Source organism: Providencia sp. PROV080, from assembly GCF_033688105.1.
In the GTDB taxonomy this organism is placed as follows: Bacteria; Pseudomonadota; Gammaproteobacteria; order Enterobacterales; family Enterobacteriaceae; genus Providencia; species Providencia zhejiangensis.
In genome coordinates, this window is record NZ_CP096346.1 from 379,077 (window position 1) to 399,504 (window position 20,428).

At 44.0% G+C, this 20,428-nt stretch carries 22 protein-coding genes; 20 read left to right on the forward strand and 2 right to left on the reverse strand.

From position 1 onward, the window contains the following. Positions 1-14 precede the first annotated feature (14 nt). Positions 15-2,291 (forward strand): arginine decarboxylase, encoded by a 2,277-nt coding sequence (adiA, locus tag M1F03_RS01655; RefSeq protein WP_163860555.1) that lies wholly within the window; start codon positions 15-17, stop codon positions 2,289-2,291. A gap of 128 nt (positions 2,292-2,419) precedes the next feature. Here adiA and M1F03_RS01660 read toward each other — a convergent pair whose 3' ends face one another. Then, positions 2,420-4,357 (reverse strand): ABC transporter ATP-binding protein, encoded by a 1,938-nt coding sequence (locus tag M1F03_RS01660; protein WP_154623256.1) that lies wholly within the window; start codon positions 4,355-4,357, stop codon positions 2,420-2,422. A gap of 300 nt (positions 4,358-4,657) precedes the next feature. Here M1F03_RS01660 and kefG point away from each other — a divergent pair, with 300 nt between their 5' ends. The 4 genes from kefG (at position 4,658) to slyD (ending at position 7,928) form a co-directional block, all read left to right on the forward strand. Further along, the gene (gene kefG / locus M1F03_RS01665; RefSeq protein ID WP_154623257.1) at positions 4,658-5,212 is read left to right on the forward strand and encodes a glutathione-regulated potassium-efflux system ancillary protein KefG; all 555 of its coding nucleotides are present in this window, start codon (positions 4,658-4,660) and stop codon (positions 5,210-5,212) included. Then, positions 5,212-7,017: a glutathione-regulated potassium-efflux system protein KefB gene (gene kefB, locus M1F03_RS01670; protein ID WP_318840065.1), complete on the forward strand. Its 1,806-nt coding sequence runs from the start codon at positions 5,212-5,214 to the stop codon at positions 7,015-7,017. The genes kefG and kefB overlap by 1 nt, the downstream gene beginning before the upstream one ends. Positions 7,018-7,028: 11 nt before the next feature. Next, a complete protein-coding gene (locus M1F03_RS01675) occupies positions 7,029-7,232 on the forward strand; it encodes a YheV family putative zinc ribbon protein (RefSeq protein ID WP_154623259.1) in 204 nt (67 codons plus the stop codon). Between the two features lie 87 nt (positions 7,233-7,319). After that, positions 7,320-7,928: a peptidylprolyl isomerase gene (slyD, locus tag M1F03_RS01680; protein WP_154623260.1), complete on the forward strand. Its 609-nt coding sequence runs from the start codon at positions 7,320-7,322 to the stop codon at positions 7,926-7,928. A 65-nt stretch (positions 7,929-7,993) separates the two neighbouring features. Here slyD and M1F03_RS01685 read toward each other — a convergent pair whose 3' ends face one another. After that, on the reverse strand, positions 7,994-8,215 hold the full coding sequence (locus tag M1F03_RS01685) for a SlyX family protein (protein WP_154623261.1): 222 nt from the start codon (positions 8,213-8,215) through the stop codon (positions 7,994-7,996). Positions 8,216-8,424: 209 nt separating this feature from the next. Here M1F03_RS01685 and fkpA point away from each other — a divergent pair, with 209 nt between their 5' ends. The 15 genes from fkpA to rplL all read left to right on the forward strand — a co-directional run bounded on the left by fkpA (position 8,425) and on the right by rplL (position 20,226). Then, on the forward strand, positions 8,425-9,177 hold the full coding sequence (gene fkpA / locus M1F03_RS01690) for an FKBP-type peptidyl-prolyl cis-trans isomerase (protein ID WP_154623262.1): 753 nt from the start codon (positions 8,425-8,427) through the stop codon (positions 9,175-9,177). A gap of 533 nt (positions 9,178-9,710) precedes the next feature. Then, entirely contained in the window at positions 9,711-10,415 is a 705-nt protein-coding gene (locus M1F03_RS01695; RefSeq protein ID WP_154624187.1) for a transcriptional regulator, read from the forward strand. Beyond that, complete coding sequence (gene tusD, locus M1F03_RS01700) at positions 10,412-10,813, forward strand: sulfurtransferase complex subunit TusD (protein ID WP_154624188.1); 402 nt, start codon at positions 10,412-10,414, stop codon at positions 10,811-10,813. The genes M1F03_RS01695 and tusD overlap by 4 nt, the downstream gene beginning before the upstream one ends. Positions 10,814-10,924: 111 nt before the next feature. Next, positions 10,925-11,284, forward strand: a complete 360-nt coding sequence (gene tusC, locus M1F03_RS01705; protein WP_163860559.1) for a sulfurtransferase complex subunit TusC — start codon at positions 10,925-10,927, stop codon at positions 11,282-11,284. A 20-nt stretch (positions 11,285-11,304) separates the two neighbouring features. After that, positions 11,305-11,592 (forward strand): sulfurtransferase complex subunit TusB, encoded by a 288-nt coding sequence (gene tusB, locus M1F03_RS01710; protein WP_154624190.1) that lies wholly within the window; start codon positions 11,305-11,307, stop codon positions 11,590-11,592. A gap of 137 nt (positions 11,593-11,729) precedes the next feature. Next, a complete protein-coding gene (gene rpsL / locus M1F03_RS01715) occupies positions 11,730-12,104 on the forward strand; it encodes a 30S ribosomal protein S12 (protein WP_163860560.1) in 375 nt (124 codons plus the stop codon). A gap of 98 nt (positions 12,105-12,202) precedes the next feature. Continuing rightward, positions 12,203-12,673, forward strand: coding sequence for a 30S ribosomal protein S7 (rpsG, locus tag M1F03_RS01720; protein ID WP_004262486.1), 471 nt, complete (start codon positions 12,203-12,205; stop codon positions 12,671-12,673). 83 nt (positions 12,674-12,756) lie between these two features. Further along, positions 12,757-14,883 carry an elongation factor G gene (gene fusA, locus M1F03_RS01725; protein WP_154624192.1) on the forward strand — a complete coding sequence of 709 codons (2,127 nt, stop codon included), beginning with the start codon at positions 12,757-12,759 and terminating at the stop codon, positions 14,881-14,883. 77 nt (positions 14,884-14,960) lie between these two features. Then, positions 14,961-16,145, forward strand: coding sequence for an elongation factor Tu (tuf, locus tag M1F03_RS01730; protein ID WP_154624778.1), 1,185 nt, complete (start codon positions 14,961-14,963; stop codon positions 16,143-16,145). Between the two features lie 622 nt (positions 16,146-16,767). Further along, complete coding sequence (gene secE, locus M1F03_RS01735) at positions 16,768-17,154, forward strand: preprotein translocase subunit SecE (RefSeq protein WP_154624921.1); 387 nt, start codon at positions 16,768-16,770, stop codon at positions 17,152-17,154. Continuing rightward, positions 17,155-17,700: a transcription termination/antitermination protein NusG gene (gene nusG, locus M1F03_RS01740; RefSeq protein WP_154624920.1), complete on the forward strand. Its 546-nt coding sequence runs from the start codon at positions 17,155-17,157 to the stop codon at positions 17,698-17,700. A gap of 161 nt (positions 17,701-17,861) precedes the next feature. Further along, positions 17,862-18,290, forward strand: a complete 429-nt coding sequence (gene rplK, locus M1F03_RS01745) for a 50S ribosomal protein L11 (RefSeq protein ID WP_154624919.1) — start codon at positions 17,862-17,864, stop codon at positions 18,288-18,290. Between the two features lie 3 nt (positions 18,291-18,293). Continuing rightward, entirely contained in the window at positions 18,294-18,995 is a 702-nt protein-coding gene (rplA, locus tag M1F03_RS01750) for a 50S ribosomal protein L1 (RefSeq protein ID WP_154624918.1), read from the forward strand. Between the two features lie 304 nt (positions 18,996-19,299). After that, entirely contained in the window at positions 19,300-19,797 is a 498-nt protein-coding gene (gene rplJ / locus M1F03_RS01755) for a 50S ribosomal protein L10 (protein WP_004924776.1), read from the forward strand. Between the two features lie 60 nt (positions 19,798-19,857). Then, positions 19,858-20,226, forward strand: a complete 369-nt coding sequence (rplL, locus tag M1F03_RS01760) for a 50S ribosomal protein L7/L12 (RefSeq protein ID WP_004924778.1) — start codon at positions 19,858-19,860, stop codon at positions 20,224-20,226. Positions 20,227-20,428 lie beyond the last annotated feature (202 nt).

Below are 20,428 nucleotides of genomic sequence, written 5' to 3' on the forward strand. Positions count from 1 at the left end.
TAAGGGCATTATTAATGAGGGCATTAATTGTTTATACGGAGCTAACGGATGACGACTCCGTCATTAGCCATGCAGTAGCAAGACTTGCCAGTGAACTCAATGATGAACATGTCGAAACAGTCATCATTCGCGACTTTGAAGACGGCCTCGCTTATATCCGCTCAAATACCAGTATTGATTGCTTATTGTACGGTCGAGATATGTCTGACCGTGATGAACAGGTTCAAGCGCATCGCTTAATTACCCAATTACATCGTAGGCAAGAAGATGTTCCCGTCTTCTTGCTCAGTGATCGTGAAGAAGCGCTGGTTGCTTTTGATCGTAATATGATGGAGCAAGTTGATGAATTTGCTTGGATTTTAGAAGACTCAGCCGACTTCATTGCAGGCCGAGTACTGGCGGCTATTCAACGCTATCGCTCTCAATTGCTCCCACCGTTAATGAAAAGCCTAATCAAGTACAGCGATGTGCATGAATACTCATGGGCAGCGCCGGGTCACCAAGGCGGTGTAGGGTTTACCAAAACGCCAGCAGGGCGTATTTATCATGATTTTTTTGGGGAAAATCTTTTCCGTACAGATATCGGAATAGAGCGCGTGGCTGTCGGATCGTTACTTGACCATACAGGGGCATTCGGCGAGTGTGAAAAGAATGCAGCTCGCGTGTTTGGTGCTGACCAGTCTTATTCTGTGGTTGTGGGCACCTCCGGCTCTAACCGAACAATTATGCAAGCCTGTATGACGGATGAAGATGTCGTGGTGATTGACCGTAATTGTCATAAATCTATTGAGCAAGGATTAATATTAACGGGGGCGAAACCCGTCTATATGATCCCGAGTCGCAATCGTTATGGCATTATTGGGCCAATTTATCCCAAAGAAATGACGCCAGATGCGATTAAATTTAAAATCGCGCATAACCCGCTTACGAAGGCGAAAGTTAAACAGAAACCGGCTTATAGTGTTGTGACCAATTGTACATATGATGGCGTTTGTTATAACGCACGTAAGGTACAAGACTTGCTGGACGGCTCTTTAGACCGTATTCATTTTGACGAAGCTTGGTATGGCTATGCGCGTTTTAACCCTATTTATCGTGACCATTTTGCAATGCGTGATGAAGAAAGAACAGAAAACCAGCCCACTATTTTTGCCACGCATTCTACGCATAAGTTACTGAATGCCTTATCACAAGCCTCTTTTATTCACGTACGTAATGGTCGTAACGCGATTGATTTTAATCGTTTCAATCAAGCCTATTTAATGCACTCAACCACCTCACCGCTATACGCGATTTGTGCATCCAATGATATCGCCGCGGATATGATGGATGGTAATAGCGGGCGGTCACTGACCGATGAGGTGATCCGTGAATCTATCGATTTTAGGCAGTCTTTGGCTTATTTGTATAAAGAATTTATCAATGATGGGGAATGGTTCTTTAAGCCTTGGAATCAGGAAATGGTGAAAGACCCTGCCACGGGTAAACGATATGCCTTTGAAGATGCCCCTGTTGAACTACTCATGAAAGAGCAAAGCTGTTGGGTCATGCATCCAGAGGATAAATGGCACGGCTTTAATGATATTCCTGATAATTGGGCCATGTTAGACCCTATTAAAGTGAGTATTCTCTCTCCGGGGATGGGGGATGATGGTAACTTATTGGATACAGGGGTGCCTGCTGCACTGGTGACCGCGTGGCTCAATCATTATGGCATTGTGCCGACACGCACTACTGACTTTCAAATCATGTTTCTCTTTTCGATGGGGATCACCAAAGGGAAGTGGGGAACATTAGTGAATACCCTGCTTTCCTTTAAGCGTCACTATGATAGTAATACCGCGTTGAAAAAGGTGCTCCCTGAGGTTGTGCAGTCTGCCCCTGAAATTTATGGTGAAATGGGGTTACGTGACCTAGGGGATAATATGTTTGCTTATTTACAGAAAAATAACCCAGGCGGATTACTCAATCAGGCGTATTCGCATTTACCTCAGGTGATGATGAGCCCGCGAGATGCTTATCAAGAAATTGTGGCGAATCGTGTTGAAGCGGTTCCGGTTGATCAATTAGTCGGTAGAGTGGCCGCTAACTCGATTATTCCTTATCCACCCGGTATCCCAATGCTTTTATCGGGGGAAAACTTTGGTGATGAAAATAGCCCCCATATTCGTTATTTACAAGGTTTACAGGCATGGGATAGTGCGTTCCCTGGTTTTGAGCATGAAACTGAAGGCACGGAAGTGATTGATGGCCGATATCATGTGATGTGTGTGACAGCACGAGAGCAATAAGTGAAATAGGGGAGTGCGAATATTAACGCGCTATCTTTAGAGAACCGAGGGAACAACGAGGTGAATGTCTGTTTATTCAACACCTATTTGTTCCCACTACGGTTCTTTGGAAGCGATAAATCAATCGGCTACGCGTTGGATTCGAATTCAGTGGTCATGGCTTCGAGCTGCTCTTGCAGTTCCATCCATGCCATTTCCACCTCTTCTAACGCATTTTTTTGCTCGGTTTGGCTTTTCAAACATTCTGATAGCTCATTCTTGCGAGCCTGCTCATAGATGGAGGCATCAGAAAGCATCGCTTCCAGTTCGGCTAAGGCGCTAGCGTGCTTCTCCATTTTCTTTTCCAACTCCACCAACTTTTTACGAATAGGTTGAGTCTGCTGGCGAAACTCGGCTTCGCGGCGTTTTTGATCTTTTCTATCTTGCGCAGTGACTGTCGTTGTGTTCGCTGGGCGTTCTTTTTCTTGTTGATCGCGAGCCTGTTGTAACTCCATTTTATTTTGTTCGGCTAGCCATTGTTGGTAATCCTCTAAATCACCATCAAAAGGTTCAACCAAACCATCATGCACTAAATATAAGTCATCGGTTGTGGAACGTAATAAGTGCCTATCATGAGATACCACAACCAAGGCCCCTTCGAAATCAATCAATGCTTCTGTCAGCGCTTGACGCATATCTAAATCTAGGTGGTTCGTGGGCTCATCAAGCAGTAACAAATTAGGTCGTTGCCAAACAATTAAGGCGAGTACCAAACGGGCTTTTTCGCCGCCAGAAAAACGGCCACTTGGGTCAGTCACCTGATCCCCTTTAAAACCAAACCCACCTAAATAATCACGTAATTGCTGCTCGGTTTCTTGTGGTGCCAGTCTTGCGAGATGTTGCAAAGGGGATTCGTCAGCATGCAAATACTCTAACTGATGCTGCGCGAAATAGCCTAATTTAATACCTTTAGCTAACGAAACAGTGCCTTGTAATGGCTGTAAGTCTCCAGCAAGTAGTTTAATCAGTGTCGATTTACCCGCACCGTTGCGGCCTAACAAACCAATACGCGAACCGGGAACCAGATTCAATTTAATCGATTTTAAGATGATGGTATCACCATAACCGGCACTGACTTTTTCCATTTTCAGTAATGGATTTGGCAAGCTTTCCGGCTTACGGAAGGAAAAATGAAAGGGATTGTCGACATGGGCCGGTGCCACCATTTCCATCCGCTCTAACATTTTAATACGGCTTTGAGCTTGTTTCGCTTTGGTTGCCTGTGCCCTAAAGCGATCGATATAGCTTTGTAGGTGGGCTGCTTTAGCTTGCTGACTCTCATATAAAGATTGTTGCTGAGCCAGTTTGGTGGCGCGTTGCCGTTCAAAGGAAGAATAGTTGCCGGTATATTCGAACATACTTTCTTGCTCAATATGCAATACTTTATCAATGATCGGATCGAGGAAATCTCGGTCATGAGAAATTAATATTAATGTGCCAGGATAGCTTTTCAGCCATTTCTCTAACCAGATGACGGCATCTAAATCAAGGTGGTTCGTTGGTTCATCCAGTAATAATAAATCAGAACGGCATAGCAATGCTTGCGCAAGGTTAAGGCGCATGCGCCAACCACCTGAAAATGATTTTACCGGTTCTTGTAATTGGTGTTGATTGAAACCAAGGCCATGTAACAGACTTGCAGCGCGTGAACGGATACTCCATGCATTAATCGCATCAAGTTGACCATGTAAGGCGGCTATTTTATGGCCATCATTCTTGTCATTGGCCAATTGCAGTTGTTGTTCGAGAGTACGAAATTCGCGATCACCATCTATCACATACTCAAGTGCAGGCTGATCGAGGGCGGGGGTTTCTTGGTTAACCCAAGCGAGCGCCCATGTATTTGGGAAGGTAGCCGAACCTGCTTCTGCTTGTAATTCGCCTTTTAGCAATGCAAGCAGGGTTGATTTTCCACAGCCGTTTTTACCCACTAACCCAACTTTTTGACCTGGGTTGATTGTCGCGGTGGCATTGTCCAGCAAAACGCGAACGCCACGGCGAATTTGTAATGAAGAGAAAACAATCATAGATGCCGTCAGTTGAAAATATGTTAAATTATACGCGTCATACTTCAAGTTGCAGCGCGTGTTGTCAAGGCATGCTAGCTAGTTTATCCACACTAGTTACCTAGCTCTCTAGGTGCCTAGCGATTCATTCACTTGCTGCCTCGCTGCAATTCGAATTATTAAGAGTATATACAGTGAATACCCTAGAATTTTCAGCTGGTATACGACCATACGAAAATGTGTAGGTGTAAAATAAAAGCGATATCCAAGCTGCATGGTAACGGAAAATTATCCGTCTGACACGCCTTTGAGGAGGGAAAGATGTCAAATAAGCTGAAAGTATTAGTGCTCTACGCACATCCTGACCCTGAAGAATCCGTCGCCAATAAAGCTTTGCTCGAAGCCGTCAAAGATTTAGACCATGTGACTGTACATGATCTGTATGCGACTTATCCTGACTATTTTATTGATGTGACCGCAGAGCAAAAACTGCTATGCCAATATGACGTCATTGTCTTTCAGCATCCCCTCTATACCTATAGTTGCCCAGCATTATTAAAAGAGTGGTTTGATAGAGTATTAACGCGACGTTTTGCGACAGATATGGGGTATCAAAAATTAAAAGGGAAATATTGGCGCTCAGTCATTACTACGGGAGAGCCTCAGGAAGCCTATCAATATGGAGGCTATAATCGTTATCCCTTAAACGACATTTTACGTCCTTTCGAACTGACAGCGGCAATGTGTGACATGCAATGGTTAGAACCCAACATTATTTATGCTGCGCGTAGGCAAGATAAACACCATTTACAGCAGATCATCTCAGGGTACCGTGAGTGGTTACAACAACCATTACAAACAGGGGGCCTCTCCTAATGGGACAACTCGATATCTTTGAAGCTGTCATCGTGTTCCTGTGTGCTGGGGTCGTCATGGTGCCCATCGCCCAAAAAATTCGTTTAGGTGCGGTGCTGGGGTATCTATTAGCGGGTATCATGATTGGACCGTTTGTCTTTGGTTTCATTCATAACGTTGACGATATTCTCCATTTTTCGGAAATGGGCGTTGTATTTTTGATGTTTTTAATTGGCTTAGAACTGAAGCCATCGAAACTCTGGGAGTTACGTCGTTCCATTTTTGGCGTTGGGACAGCACAAGTTGTCGTCACGGCCGCAATCATGGCGGGATTACTTTTTTTAGCAAAATTCTCTTGGCAAGCTGCGGTTGTTGGCGGGCTAGGTATGGCAATGTCATCAACCGCAATGGCTTTGCAGCTCATGAATGAAAAGGGCATGTCCAATAAAGAGAGCGGGCAGTTAGGGTTCTCGGTATTGTTATTCCAAGATATGGCCGTGATCCCAATAATGGCATTAATCCCATTATTGGCTGGTGATACCGCGAGCAGTGATTGGTATCGTATTGGCTTGAAGGTTGCTGCATTTGCAGGCCTTTGGGTGGTGGGACGTTACTTATTACGCCCGATGTTCCGTCTGGCGGCAAAATCAGGTGTCCATGAGATTTTTACCGCGGCAGCACTGTTGGTTGTGCTTGGTTCTGCGCTTATTATGGAAAGCCTCGGCTTCTCCATGGCGCTCGGAACTTTTATGGCGGGAGTGATGCTCGCTGAAACAGAATTTCGCCATGAGTTAGAAATTAATATTGAGCCATTTAAAGGTTTATTGCTGGGACTCTTTTTTATCTCAGTGGGTATGTCGCTAAATTTACAAATACTCTGGTCATATCTTCCACAAGTTTTATTCGGTGTTCTGGTCTTAGTCTCGGTGAAGGCTCTAGTGCTGTACACCCTCAGTTGGATAGAGCGATTACGCAATGGCGCTAGAGCGCAATTTTCTGGCGTATTAAGCCAAGGTGGTGAGTTTGCGTTTGTTATTTTTGCGACGGCATCGGGTGCCAGTGTGATTGATGAAAGGCAGATGGATTTACTGCTAGTGGTCGTCACGTTATCGATGATGACGACACCACTTGTGATGCAATTGATCGATGCCTATTTGAATTATCGTTATAATCGCCAGCCTGTTTCCCATGAAAAACCATTCGTTGAAGACAATGATCCCCATGTGATTTTAGTTGGCTTTGGGCGCATGGGCCAAGTTGTTGGTCGCTTACTAATGGCTAATAAAGTGAAAATTACGGTTCTTGAGCAGGATGTCACGGCAATTAGCACCATGCGTCGTTATGGTTATACCGTTTATTATGGTGATGCGCGTGAGCTACAACTATTGCGTTCAGCGGGAGCCGAGAAAGCGAAAGCGATTGTCATTACGAGTGACGTTCCTGAAGAGGTGATGGAAATCGTGCAATTATGTCAAGAAAACTTTCCAAACCTACATATTATTGCTCGAGCAAAAGGGCGCGTTGAGGCGCATGAATTATTGCAGCGTGGCGTCACCGATTTTAGTCGTGAAACCTTTTCCAGCGCATTAGAGTTGGGGAGTAAAGCACTCATTAGTACAGGCATGCACCCGCATAAAGCCTATCGCGCCAAACAGCATTTTCGACGATTGGATATGCGAGTATTACGGGAGATAATCCCAGAAAATGAAGGTGATAGCGGCCAAATTTCCCGTGTTAAAGAAGCGCGCCGAGAGTTAAATGAGTTGTTCGAAAAAGAGATGCTCAGAGAACATCGCCAGCCACATAGCTGGAATCATGATAAATAAAGGATAGATTAATGTCGTCAACACGTAAGCGGTTTATTGCAGGGGCAATCTGCCCTAAATGTCAATCACAAGACACCCTCATGATGTGGCGTGAAGATCAAATTGATGTTGTTGAGTGCGTTAATTGTGGGGATCAGCAGCGCCAAGTTGATGATAGTGCGACTCCTCATGTGAGAAAACAAGAGCAAGTGATCGGAATTTTTACGCCTGAATAAGAGAATTTTGTCAATTCTCAATACAGCTGTTTTGTTTTCCGGTACAATTAGCAAAATTTTTCCCCTCTATGGGTTGTAGGAGATGTCATGAAAGTAGCAAACGATTTGGTAGTCAGCTTGGCTTATCAAGTAAGAACAGAAGACGGTGTTTTAGTTGATGAGTCCCCGGCAAATGCGCCACTCGACTATCTACATGGCCGTGGTTCTTTAATTTCTGGTCTGGAAAAAGCGTTGGAAGGTCGTGCTGTAGGTGATCACTTTGATGTTGAAGTCGCCTCTGATGACGCATACGGTCAATACGACGAAAACTTAGTTCAACGTGTTCCAAAAGATGTGTTCATGGGCGTTGAAGAACTGCAAGTTGGTATGCGCTTCTTGGCAGATACAGATATGGGACCGGTGCCAGTTGAAATTACCGGTATTGAAGGTGATGAAGTCATCGTCGATGGTAACCACATGTTAGCGGGTCAAAACTTGAAATTTAATGTTGAGATCATCGCGATTCGTGAAGCCACCGAAGAAGAATTGGCTCATGGTCATGTTCACGGTGCAAATGGCCACGATCACGACCATGAAGGTGGTTGCTGTGGCGGCGGTCATGGTCACGACCATAGCCATGGTGATGCTGGCGGTTGTTGTGGTGGCGGTGAAGGTCACGGCCATGGCCACAAACACGGCGGTTGTGGTTGCCACTAAGTGGTTAAATAACAAAAAAAGGAAAGCGCTGGCTTTCCTTTTTTGCGTCTGAAGTTGATAACGAATTAGTAATGTGGAGGAGGTGTCTCTTCTTCTGGCCTTGCGAGGTGAGAAGATTGAGATGATTTTAATCGCTCTGCCACAATACGTATGTGCTCTTGTAACTTGGACAACTGCATTTGTTGGTCGGTAATCACTTGGTTAAGTTGTTCTATCGTAATTTCTTGAAAAGCCACTTTGCTTTCTAAAAGCTCAAGGCGTTGTTCAAAAGCGTCAAATGAATCCATTTTGGAGCCCCTTATGGCTTTTTATCATAAAAAAGCCATCATAATAACTGAACATTACAAATCAATAGATAAGTTTTAGTTAAAGAGATAGGCGATGAAACCTCTTTTTGTTAATGTTGTCTAAGTAGTCATTCTGTTGCTTACTATTCTACACTGAATTTTAATAAGTGAGTAACAACGCATACTTATAATAGATATCGGAGATTAGGATGAAATCACTGTTTAAGGCAAGTCTTCTGGCAACGACATTAGCATTGGCTTTTGGAGCCCCTCAAGTTATGGCGGCTGAGACCACTGCTAAAGCGCCAACAAGTAGCGCATTTAAATCAGCCGAAGAGCGTAATGCCTATGCATTAGGCGCGTCTTTGGGCCGCTATATGCAAAACTCATTGGAAGAGCAAAAAGCGATTGGTATCAATCTAGACAAAGCTCAGTTGCTTGCTGGTGTTCAAGATGCCTTCAACAACAAAAGTAAAATGACGGATGCAGAAGTTGAAGAGACGCTACGCCAGTTTGAAGGCCAAGTTAAACAAGCGGCTGAGAAAAAAATGAAAGATGAGTCAGCTGCGAATGAAAAAGCAGGTGCTGAGTATCGTGAAAAATACGCGAAAGAAAAAGGCGTAGTGAAAACTAAGTCAGGCCTACTGTACAAAATTGAAAAAGAAGGTACAGGTGCTAAACCTAAAGCAGATGATACCGTTGTCGTTCACTATAAAGGTATGCTGACGGATGGTACTGAATTTGATAGCTCATATTCACGTAATGAGCCTCTGACCATCCCACTGAATTCAGTGATTAAAGGTTGGACAGAAGGTCTGGTTAATGTGAAGAAAGGCGGCAAAATCCAGCTCGTGATCCCAGCGGAACTGGCATACGGTGAAAATGGTGTTCCAGGAATTCCTGCTAACTCCACACTGGTATTTGATGTTGAACTATTAGACATCAAGCCAGAAGCAAAATAATAATTGTTAAGTTGTCATAAAAAACCCAGCGATGTCTGGGTTTTTTACGTTAAGGCGTGATCAACGTATTTTCTTCAAAAAAAGAGTTAAGCAAAATATAATAATTAATTTATTGATAACTCTTATATATTTAAGAAAAGGGACCCATAAGCTTATTTGGCATTAGTTGATGGATTATGTGTTAAAAATAATGCTTATTTTGCTGAAAACTTGTGATAAGACAAACTCTCTTGCATGCAATTGCTTGACGGCGGCGCCTCGTAGTTTTAACTTCACTGTATTCGACCTAATTATTTATCGCCACATTTGCTGACCAAACATATGCAATGAAGCTATACACTAAATAATTCGAGGTGCAGCAGGGCGGCAAGTGAATGACTCGCTAGGCATATAGGAAACTATACAACTAGTGCGATTGAACGTCGCCAGCAATGTCGCAACTTGAAATATGACGAGTATAAAAGCCTCCAACAATTAACGCTTCATGAGTCAGTAAGGCGATTTTTCGTACACTTGAAGGATGGTGTTTAAAAATGTCTAACTCAGTACTTTCAAATGATCATAATGATATTAATTTATTAAATAATGAGCCTTTTACTCAGACTGATCATGAAATTCTAAAATCGTACGAAGCTGCCGTAGATGGCTTAGCTATGTTGATAGGTGCACATTGTGAAATCGTTCTTCACTCTCTGGAAGATTTAAAATGTTCAGCCGTCAGAATAGCCAACGGGCAACATACTGGACGTCAAATTGGTTCACCTATTACGGATCTTGCATTGCGTATGCTTCACGATATGGCGGATGAAGAATCAAATGTTTCAAAAGCCTATTTTACGAAAGCGAAAAGTGGCGACCTGATGAAATCGGTTACGATTGCCATTCGTAACCGCAATCAACGCGTGATAGGCCTTTTGTGCATTAATATGAATTTAGATGTGCCATTTTCAGAGATTATTAAAAGCTTTGTGCCTGAAGAAAAACAAGATGTGACTTCAGATGTTAACTTTGCCTCTTCCGTCGACGATTTGGTGGCTCAGACATTAGAATTTACGATTGAAGAGGTGGGGGCCGATCGTAATGTGTCGAACAATGCGAAAAATAAACAAGTTGTACTTAATCTGTATGAAAAAGGTATTTTTGATATTAAAGATGCCATTAACCAGGTGGCTGACCGCTTAAATATCTCTAAACATACCGTGTATCTCTATATTCGCCAGTTTAAGAGTGGGGAATGAGTAAACAATCTCTCACATACTGCTTGCTAGTTACTGGACCCGCTTATGGTACACAGCAAGCAGCCAGTGCTTACCAATTTGCGAATGCACTTCTTGAGGAAGGGCATTGCTTAAAAACGCTCTTTTTTTACAGTGAAGGTGTGACGAATGCGAATGCGCTAACGTCACCTGCCAATGATGAATTCAATTTAGTGAAAGCATGGCAGCAATTAGCGATAAAATCGGGTTGTGAAATGCATGTTTGTGTTTCTGCCGCGTTGCGCCGCGGGGTAGTGGATAAAGAACAGGCTGAGCTTTTATCACTTGCCGTTAGCAATTTAGGAGAGGGTTTTATGATGAGTGGGCTCGGAAGTTTAGCTGAGGCGATGATAACAGCGGATAGAACCATTCGTTTTTAAAACCAATTTATTATGCGATTCACCCCCCTTCATCATGGCGACCTGAGTAAACTCAAATTCAGCCGGTTGTGGGGGGCGGTTTAGCAACGCTTTGCATCATTTAGTGGATATATGAAAAAGTTTGCCTTTGTTTTTACTTCCATGCCTCACGGAAATGCAAGTGGTCGAGAAGGGCTAGATGCGCTACTTGCCACATCGGCACTCACTGAAGATATTGATGTTTTTTTCCTTTCAGATGGTGTCTGCCAGTTACTTGCTAATCAAAATCCAAAAGAAATTTTAGCGAGAGACTATATTTCCACGTTTAAAATTTTGCCACTTTACGATATCAATAATATTTTCGTGTGTGCGGATTCACTAAAAGAAAGAGGGATTTGCGAAAATAGTGAGTGGGTCGTTGAGGTAAATGTCATCAATTCGACACAAATTCGCGATAAATTATCCGAATATGATGTTGTGCTTAAATTTTGATCTGTTGTAGGATCTTTTCTATGCTTTATACTATAGCAAAGTCACCTTTTCACTGTGATCTCACCGCGTTTCTACGACTGATCACGCCGGATGATGCGGTATTATTGTTACAAGATGGCGTTATTGCTGCCATTCATCAATCCACTCATCTTTGTGAACTGCAAAAAAAAGGTGCACAAATCTATGCGTTAGATGCAGATGTCAATGCTCGAGGTTTGCAGAATATGCTATCAGAACAGGTCTCTTTAGCTTCATATCGCGATTTTGTTCAGCTAACTGTGAGCCATAAACAACATTTTGCCCTATAAAAGCGTTAAAAGTTGTATATTTCTTGACACCTGAGCCAGTCAGCAATAAAATTTCGCGTCCTCGTGTATCGTCATGTTGGCGAACGAGGTCGAAATCCGTGTTTACGAAGCAAAAAAAACCAGGAGCTTTTTTAATAATGGCAACTATTAATCAGCTGGTACGCAAATCACGTAGCTCGAAAGTTGTTAAAAGCAACGTTCCAGCACTGGAAGCTTGCCCGCAAAAACGTGGCGTATGTACTCGTGTATATACTACCACTCCTAAAAAACCAAACTCAGCACTACGTAAAGTGTGCCGTGTTCGTTTAACTAACGGTTATGAAGTTTCTTCTTACATCGGTGGTGAAGGCCACAACTTGCAGGAACACTCCGTAATCCTGATCCGTGGCGGTCGTGTTAAAGACTTGCCAGGTGTGCGTTATCACACCGTTCGCGGTGCACTGGACTGTTCTGGTGTTAAAGACCGTAAACAAGGCCGTTCTAAATACGGTGCTAAGAAACCTAAGGCTTAATGGTTCTCCGTTAAGTAAGGCCAAACATTTTTAATCTTAATGTCAAAATACTCTAATAGAGTTTTGGGCAAACCTGAATTAACAACGGAGTAATATCCATGCCACGTCGTCGCGTAATTGGTCAACGTAAAATTCTTCCAGATCCTAAGTTCGGATCAGAATTACTGGCCAAATTTGTGAACATCCTGATGGTAGACGGGAAAAAATCTACTGCTGAAGCAATCGTATATAACGCGCTTGAGACCCTGGCTCAGCGTTCTGGTAAGACTGAACTTGATGCATTCGAACTCGCACTGGATAACGTGCGTCCGACTGTGGAAGTTAAATCCCGCCGTGTTGGTGGTTCTACTTACCAAGTTCCTGTAGAAGTTCGTCCGGTTCGTCGTAATGCTCTGGCAATGCGTTGGATCGTTGATGCTGCTCGTAAACGCGGTGATAAGTCAATGGCTCTGCGCCTGGCAAACGAATTATCGGATGCAGCTGAGAACAAAGGTTCTGCTGTTAAGAAACGTGAAGACGTTCACCGTATGGCAGAAGCTAACAAGGCGTTCGCTCACTACCGCTGGTAATTTCACCGCATTAGTGATGCTTCTTAGGGTAGCCTTCCGCTACCCTTTATATGATGAATTGAACGCCCACGAGAGAGGAAAAAATGGCCCGTCAAACGCCCATATCACGCTATCGTAACATCGGTATCAGTGCACACATCGACGCCGGTAAAACAACAACTTCTGAACGTATTCTGTTCTATACAGGTGTAAACCATAAAATTGGTGAAACCCACGAAGGTTCTGCAACAATGGACTGGATGGAACAGGAGCAAGAGCGTGGTATTACTATCACGTCTGCTGCGACTACAGCATTCTGGTCCGGTATGGCAAAACAGTTTGAGCCACACCGTATCAACATTATTGACACCCCAGGACACGTTGACTTCACTATCGAAGTAGAACGTTCTATGCGTGTTCTTGATGGTGCAGTTATGGTTTACTGTGCTGTTGGTGGTGTTCAGCCACAGTCTGAAACTGTATGGCGTCAAGCTAACAAATATAAAGTTCCACGTATCGCGTTCGTTAACAAAATGGACCGTATGGGTGCAAACTTCCTGCGTGTTGTTGAACAATTAAAAACACGTCTGGCTGCAAACCCAGTTCCACTTCAATTACCAGTTGGTGCAGAAGAAGGCTTCACTGGTGTTGTTGACTTGATCAAAATGAAAGCGATCAAGTGGAGCGATGAAGATCAAGGCGTTACCTTCGAATACGAAGATATCCCTGCGAATATGCAAGATCAAGCTGAAGAATGGCATAACTTCCTAGTTGAATCTGCTGCTGAAGCATCAGAAGAACTGATGGAAAAATATTTAGGCGGTGATGAACTGTCTGAAGAAGAAATCAAAGCTGCTCTTCGTCAACGCGTTCTTGCAAGCGAAATTATCCTAGTTACCTGTGGTTCTGCATTTAAGAACAAAGGTGTTCAGGCAATGCTGGATGCAGTTATCGAGTTCTTACCTTCACCAACAGATGTACCTGCAATCAATGGTATTCTGGACGATGGTAAAGATACGCCAGCTGAACGTCACGCAAGTGATGATGAGCCGTTCTCATCTTTAGCATTTAAAATTGCAACTGACCCGTTCGTTGGTAACCTGACGTTCTTCCGTGTTTACTCTGGTTTTGTTAACTCAGGTGATACGGTTCTGAACCCAGTTAAATCTAAGAAAGAACGTTTTGGTCGTATCGTTCAGATGCACGCTAACAAGCGTGAAGAGATTAAAGAAGTTCGCGCTGGTGACATCGCGGCAGCTATCGGTCTGAAAGACGTAACTACAGGTGATACTCTGTGTGCTGTTGAAGCGCCAATCATCCTAGAACGTATGGAATTCCCAGAGCCAGTAATCTCTGTTGCAATTGAACCAAAAACTAAAGCTGACCAAGAAAAAATGGGTATCGCATTGGGTCGTTTGGCTCAAGAAGATCCATCATTCCGCGTATCAAGTGATGAAGAAACGGGTCAAACCATCATCGCTGGTATGGGTGAATTGCACTTGGACGTTCTGGTTGACCGTATGCGTCGCGAATTTAAAGTTGAAGCGAACGTTGGTAAACCACAAGTTGCTTACCGTGAAGCTATCACTGCTAAAGTGACAGACATCGAAGGTAAACACGCGAAACAGTCTGGTGGTCGTGGTCAGTACGGTCATGTGGTTATCGATATGTACCCACTTGACAAAAATGATAAAGACGGCGTTCCTATGGACTACGAATTTGTCAACGAAATCAAAGGTGGTGTAATCCCTGGTGAATACATCCCTGCGGTTGACAAAGGTATCCAAGAGCAGTTGAAATCTGGCCCACTGGCTGGTTATCCTGTTGTTAACATGGGTATTCGTCTGCATTTCGGTTCTTACCATGATGTTGACTCATCTGAACTGGCATTTAAACTGGCGGCATCAATCGCGTTTAAAGATGGCTTCAAAAAAGCTAAACCTGTTCTGCTTGAGCCAATCATGAAAGTTGAGGTGGAAACACCAGAAGACTACATGGGTGACGTTATTGGTGACTTGAACCGTCGCCGTGGTCTGATTGAAGGTATGGATGACATGGCAACTGGTAAAGTTGTTCGTGCACAAGTACCATTGTCAGAAATGTTCGGTTACGCTACAGACCTGCGTTCACAAACTCAAGGTCGTGCTTCATACTCAATGGAGTTCTTGAAGTACAATGAAGCACCTAACAACGTTGCACAAGCTGTTATCGAAGCTCGTAACGCTAAGTAATCGGTTTTAATCGATTTAACTACTTTAATTAAGTTCCCTCTTTATAGTGAAGAGGGAACTCCATAAGGAATAGAGTCGTGTCTAAAGAAAAATTTGAACGTTCCAAACCGCACGTTAACGTTGGTACAATCGGCCACGTTGACCACGGTAAAACTACCCTGACAGCAGCAATCACTACTGTTCTGGCAAAAACTTACGGCGGTAGCGCTCGTGCATTCGATCAAATCGATAACGCACCAGAAGAAAAAGCGCGTGGTATCACCATCTCTACTTCTCACGTAGAGTACGATACACCAACTCGCCACTACGCACACGTAGACTGCCCAGGACACGCCGACTATGTTAAAAACATGATCACCGGTGCTGCGCAGATGGATGGTGCAATCCTGGTTGTTGCTGCAACTGATGGCCCAATGCCACAAACTCGTGAGCACATCCTGTTAGGTCGTCAGGTTGGTGTTCCTTACATCATCGTTTTCCTGAACAAATGTGACATGGTAGACGACGAAGAGCTGTTAGAGCTAGTTGAAATGGAAGTTCGTGAGCTTCTGTCTCAGTACGATTTCCCAGGCGATGACACTCCAGTTATCCGTGGTTCAGCTCTGAAAGCGCTGGAAGGCAACCCAGAGTGGGAAGCGAAAATTGTTGAATTAGCAGAAGCACTGGACAGCTACATTCCAGAGCCAGAGCGTGCAATTGACAAGCCATTCCTGCTGCCAATCGAAGACGTATTCTCAATCTCTGGTCGTGGTACAGTAGTAACAGGCCGTGTTGAGCGTGGTATCATCAAAGTGGGTGAAGAAGTTGAAATCGTTGGTATCAAAGAGACCGCGAAAACCACTTGTACTGGTGTTGAAATGTTCCGTAAGCTTCTAGACGAAGGTCGTGCAGGTGAGAACGTTGGTGTTCTTCTGCGTGGTACTAAGCGTGAAGAAATCGAACGTGGTCAAGTTCTGGCGAAACCAGGTTCAATCAAGCCACACACTACTTTCGAATCAGAAGTTTATATCCTGAGCAAAGATGAAGGTGGTCGTCACACTCCATTCTTCAAAGGCTACCGTCCACAGTTCTACTTCCGTACAACTGACGTAACCGGTACTATCGAACTGCCAGAAGGCGTAGAGATGGTAATGCCAGGTGACAACATCAACATGAAAGTTACCCTGATCCACCCAATCGCGATGGATGATGGTTTGCGTTTCGCAATCCGTGAAGGTGGCCGTACTGTAGGTGCGGGTGTTGTTGCAAAAATCATTGCATAATAACAACCCACTTTAGTAAAAAGGGCATCTTTAAGATGCCCTTTTTATACTCAAAATAATTCAAGTAATATATTATTAATCAATTGGTTATCTTGAGTTATCTCAATGCCTCAATAGTGTAAAATGTCGCGACGCGATAGCGATTTGAGCCATCACCATGCAATATTTTAAACTATGAAGGGTATAACGTTGTAAAATTAAGAACCTATCTCATCAATGGTTGTGGAAATTATTGGTGAGATAGGCTCTGATGCAACGAATATAGCAACTGCATCATTAGCTTTATGCAGTTATATGAGATTTATTAAGGTTTTGCTCAGAAGATATGGTATATTTTACTGCTGCCGCATTTAGAAATTAATTTTCATAATAATCGCGGCAAAAAATTTGTTGAGCATGCCTTAAATTTACCTACGGAATAGCGAGTGAGCACATCATCGCCTTTTGCTAGTTGACTGCTCTTTGAGTTTCGTAGGCGTTGTCAACAATTCTCCTTGTTTGACTTAGCAAGCTCGGCTCGTAGTACATAAGGGATATGTTGGCATATTCTATTGGTTCGGTCTGTTTGCCTTCATTGGTAGGGCACAGGCTTTATACATACTTCATGGTAACAGGTTGAATTATGAGTGCGAATAGCGAAGCTCAAGGAAGTGGACGCAGTGTAGACATCTTTAAGTGGGTCGTTGTTGCTGTCCTGCTACTGATTGCTATAGTTGGCAACTATTACTTCCGTCAATATAATCTCGCGCTGCGTGCTTTTGCTGTTGTGGCTGTTGTCGCCATTGCAGGTGCTGTCGCTTTGTGGACTACAAAGGGCAAACAAACATTAGCGTTTGCGCGTGAAGCTCGCATTGAAATGCGAAAAGTGATTTGGCCAACTCGCCAAGAAGCATTACAAACGACTTTGATTGTTGCCGCAGTAACGGCTGTTATGTCATTAATACTGTGGGGATTAGATGGTATCCTAGTGCGTTTAGTTTCATTTATTACAAGCCTGAGGTTATTCTAAATGTCAGATTCACCTAAAAAGCGCTGGTATGTCATTCAGGCTTTCTCTGGTTTTGAAGGTCGCGTAGCGCAGTCTTTGCGTGAACATATCAAATTACACGGTATGGAAGACTCTTTCGGCGAAGTCATGGTACCAACAGAAGAAGTTGTTGAGATCCGTAGTGGTCAGCGCCGTAAAAGTGAACGTAAGTTTTTTCCAGGCTATGTATTAGTTCAAATGGTAATGAATGATGACTCATGGCACTTAGTACGTAGCGTACCACGTGTTATGGGGTTCATCGGCGGAACGTCGGATCGTCCAGCACCAATTAGTGATAAAGAAGTCGACGCGATTATGAATCGTCTGCAACAAGTTGGCGATAAACCACGTCCGAAAACATTGTTTGAGCCAGGTGAAATGGTTCGCGTTAGCGATGGTCCATTTGCTGACTTTAATGGTGTTGTCGAAGAAGTGGATTATGAAAAGAGCCGCTTGAAAGTCTCGGTTTCAATCTTTGGCCGTGCGACACCAGTCGAATTGGATTTCAGTCAGGTCGAAAAAGTATAACTTTAACGACAAAAACTGGCTTGCAAAAGGTGTGAAATTTGACTACAATTTCGCGCCTTTTGTTTTTTGCGCCTCGCACACGTGTTTAGTCAGTTGCGAGGGGCGTTAATTAACGGGGAGCCTAATCGCTAGGCGCTATCACCCATCTAGAGGAAATATTCATGGCTAAGAAAGTACAAGCCTACGTTAAGCTGCAAGTTGCAGCTGGTATGGCTAACCCAAGCCCACCGGTTGGTCCAGCACTGGGTCAACAAGGTGTGAACATCATGGAATTCTGTAAAGCGTTCAACGCAAAAACAGACAGCATGGAAAAAGGTTTACCAATTCCTGTTGTTATCACTGTTTATGCAGACCGTTCTTTCACTTTCGTTACGAAAACTCCACCTGCTGCTGTTCTGCTGAAAAAAGCAGCTGGCGTTAAGTCTGGTTCTGGTAAGCCGAACAAAGACAAAGTGGGTAAAGTGACCTCTGCTCAGATTCGCGAAATCGCTGAAACTAAAGCTGCGGACATGACTGGTGCTGACATTGACGCTATGATGCGTTCAATCGAAGGTACTGCTCGTTCCATGGGCCTGGTTGTGGAGGACTAATCAATGGCTAAACTGAATAAGCGCATGCGCAATATCCGTGAAAAAGTTGATGCAACTAAACAGTATGACATCAACGAAGCCGTTGCTCTGCTGAAAGAATTAGCGACTGCTAAATTCGTCGAAAGCGTTGACGTTGCTGTTAACCTTGGCATCGACGCTCGTAAATCTGACCAGAACGTACGTGGTGCAACTGTACTGCCACACGGTACTGGCCGTTCAGTTCGCGTTGCTGTCTTTACTCAAGGCGCAAACGCAGAAGCTGCTAAAGCAGCAGGTGCTGAGCTGGTTGGTATGGACGATCTGGCTGACAAAATCAAAGCTGGTGAAATGGATTTTGACGTTGTTATTGCTTCTCCAGATGCAATGCGCGTTGTTGGCCAATTAGGTCAAATCCTGGGTCCACGCGGCCTGATGCCAAACCCGAAAGTAGGTACTGTAACACCTAACGTTGCTGAAGCAGTTCAAAACGCTAAAGCGGGTCAGGTTCGTTACCGTAACGACAAGAACGGTATCATCCACACCACTATCGGTAAAGTTGACTTTGATGCTGACAAACTGAAAGAAAACCTAGAAGCACTGCTGATCGCGCTGAAAAAAGCAAAACCAGCTTCTGCTAAAGGCGTGTATATCAAGAAAGTTAGCCTGTCTACTACCATGGGTGCAGGTGTTGCTATTGACCAAGCTGGTCTATCAGCAGCAGTTTAATACTAATACTTTTAGTAATTAAACTTTACCTTTGCGTCAGATTTGTATAAAATCTGACGCCTTGAGTTTATTCGTACTGTTATTAGTATCAATAAACCACAAATTTCGGTATGGAGTCTGGCCTTTCCAGACCCCGTCCAAGACCGCAGGTGTAGCGATACTTAATCTACCTGCGTAGACGGTGACAGAGATACCAAGAATTTTATTCTGGCTTCTGCTCACCGTGTTTTAGCGCTCAACACATGTCGTGTTTGAGTGATGTGAGTCCCCGGGGTTTCCCGGTTAATCCAGGAGCAAGAAGCTAATGGCACTAAATCTTCAAGACAAACAAGCGATTGTTGCTGAAGTCAGCGAAGTAGCCAAAGGCGCGCTTTCTGCAGTTGTTGCTGATTCACGCGGCGTAACTGTAGCAAAAATGACTGAACTGCGTAAAGCAGGTCGCGAAGCTGGCGTTTACATCCGTGTTGTTCGTAACACGCTGATTCGCCGTGCTGTTGAAGGAACTTCTTATGAAGTCCTGAAAGACGCGTTTGTTGGTCCAACCTTGATTGCTTTCTCTAACGAACATCCGGGCGCTGCTGCTCGTCTGTTCAAAGAGTTCGCGAAAGCGAATCCAGCATTTGAGATTAAAGCTGCGGCCTTTGAAGGTGAGTTAATCCAGGCTAAAGATATCGATCGTCTGGCAACACTCCCAACTTACGAAGAAGCAATCGCACGCCTGATGGCAACCATGAAAGAAGCCGCTGCAGGCAAACTGGTTCGCACTCTGGCTGCTCTGCGCGATCAGAAAGAAGCTGCATAAGCCCTTTCCTTCGTTGCTTTTTAACGTATAAACTATTTCTGAATTTTAGGAACACTTGTTATGTCTATCACTAAAGACCAAATCCTTGACGCAGTTGCTGAAATGTCTGTAATGGACGTTGTTGAACTGATCACTATGATGGAAGAAAAATTCGGCGTTTCTGCTGCTGCGGCTGTTGCTGTTGCTCCAGGTGCTGCTGCTGAAGCTGCTGAAGAAAAAACTGAGTTCGACGTTGTTCTGGCTTCTGTTGGCGGTAACAAAGTTGCTGTTATCAAAGCAGTTCGCGGTGCGACCGGTCTGGGTCTGAAAGAAGCTAAAGATATGGTAGAATCTGCGCCAGCAACCATCAAAGAAGGTGCTAGCAAAGACGAAGCTGAAGCTCTGAAAAAATCTCTTGAAGAAGCAGGCGCTTCTGTTGAGCTTAAATAAGTTCAGCTTTCAGTTTGCAGCCTAACTTAAAGGCTGATGGCTGGTGATTTTTTAATCACCAGCCTTTTTGCGCTGTAAAGCGTGATTGGGTGTTAACAGCTTTTTCACGCAATTTTGATGTTAACAAACCCTCCAATACTTCTTTCTATTGACGACTTAATATACTGTGTTCTCAGCTACGACCCGCTCGGGTAGCTCGGTA

Bases quoted from the DNA above. Each gene is read 5' to 3' on its own strand.
- M1F03_RS01660 (WP_154623256.1), bottom strand. From the start codon at position 4,357: ATGATTGTTTTCTCTTCATTACAAATTCGCCGTGGCGTTCGCGTTTTG.
- tusB (WP_154624190.1), top strand. From the start codon at position 11,305: ATGCTTTATACTATAGCAAAGTCACCTTTTCACTGTGATCTCACCGCG.
- nusG (WP_154624920.1), top strand. From the start codon at position 17,155: ATGTCAGATTCACCTAAAAAGCGCTGGTATGTCATTCAGGCTTTCTCT.
- tusD (WP_154624188.1), top strand. From the start codon at position 10,412: ATGAGTAAACAATCTCTCACATACTGCTTGCTAGTTACTGGACCCGCT.
- rpsL (WP_163860560.1), top strand. From the start codon at position 11,730: ATGGCAACTATTAATCAGCTGGTACGCAAATCACGTAGCTCGAAAGTT.
- rpsG (WP_004262486.1), top strand. From the start codon at position 12,203: ATGCCACGTCGTCGCGTAATTGGTCAACGTAAAATTCTTCCAGATCCT.
- rplJ (WP_004924776.1), top strand. From the start codon at position 19,300: ATGGCACTAAATCTTCAAGACAAACAAGCGATTGTTGCTGAAGTCAGC.
- rplK (WP_154624919.1), top strand. From the start codon at position 17,862: ATGGCTAAGAAAGTACAAGCCTACGTTAAGCTGCAAGTTGCAGCTGGT.
- tusC (WP_163860559.1), top strand. From the start codon at position 10,925: ATGAAAAAGTTTGCCTTTGTTTTTACTTCCATGCCTCACGGAAATGCA.
- kefB (WP_318840065.1), top strand. From the start codon at position 5,212: ATGGGACAACTCGATATCTTTGAAGCTGTCATCGTGTTCCTGTGTGCT.
- rplA (WP_154624918.1), top strand. From the start codon at position 18,294: ATGGCTAAACTGAATAAGCGCATGCGCAATATCCGTGAAAAAGTTGAT.
- secE (WP_154624921.1), top strand. From the start codon at position 16,768: ATGAGTGCGAATAGCGAAGCTCAAGGAAGTGGACGCAGTGTAGACATC.
- fkpA (WP_154623262.1), top strand. From the start codon at position 8,425: ATGAAATCACTGTTTAAGGCAAGTCTTCTGGCAACGACATTAGCATTG.
- M1F03_RS01675 (WP_154623259.1), top strand. From the start codon at position 7,029: ATGTCGTCAACACGTAAGCGGTTTATTGCAGGGGCAATCTGCCCTAAA.
- rplL (WP_004924778.1), top strand. From the start codon at position 19,858: ATGTCTATCACTAAAGACCAAATCCTTGACGCAGTTGCTGAAATGTCT.
- fusA (WP_154624192.1), top strand. From the start codon at position 12,757: ATGGCCCGTCAAACGCCCATATCACGCTATCGTAACATCGGTATCAGT.
- M1F03_RS01685 (WP_154623261.1), bottom strand. From the start codon at position 8,215: ATGGATTCATTTGACGCTTTTGAACAACGCCTTGAGCTTTTAGAAAGC.
- kefG (WP_154623257.1), top strand. From the start codon at position 4,658: ATGTCAAATAAGCTGAAAGTATTAGTGCTCTACGCACATCCTGACCCT.
- M1F03_RS01695 (WP_154624187.1), top strand. From the start codon at position 9,711: ATGTCTAACTCAGTACTTTCAAATGATCATAATGATATTAATTTATTA.
- adiA (WP_163860555.1), top strand. From the start codon at position 15: ATGAGGGCATTAATTGTTTATACGGAGCTAACGGATGACGACTCCGTC.
- slyD (WP_154623260.1), top strand. From the start codon at position 7,320: ATGAAAGTAGCAAACGATTTGGTAGTCAGCTTGGCTTATCAAGTAAGA.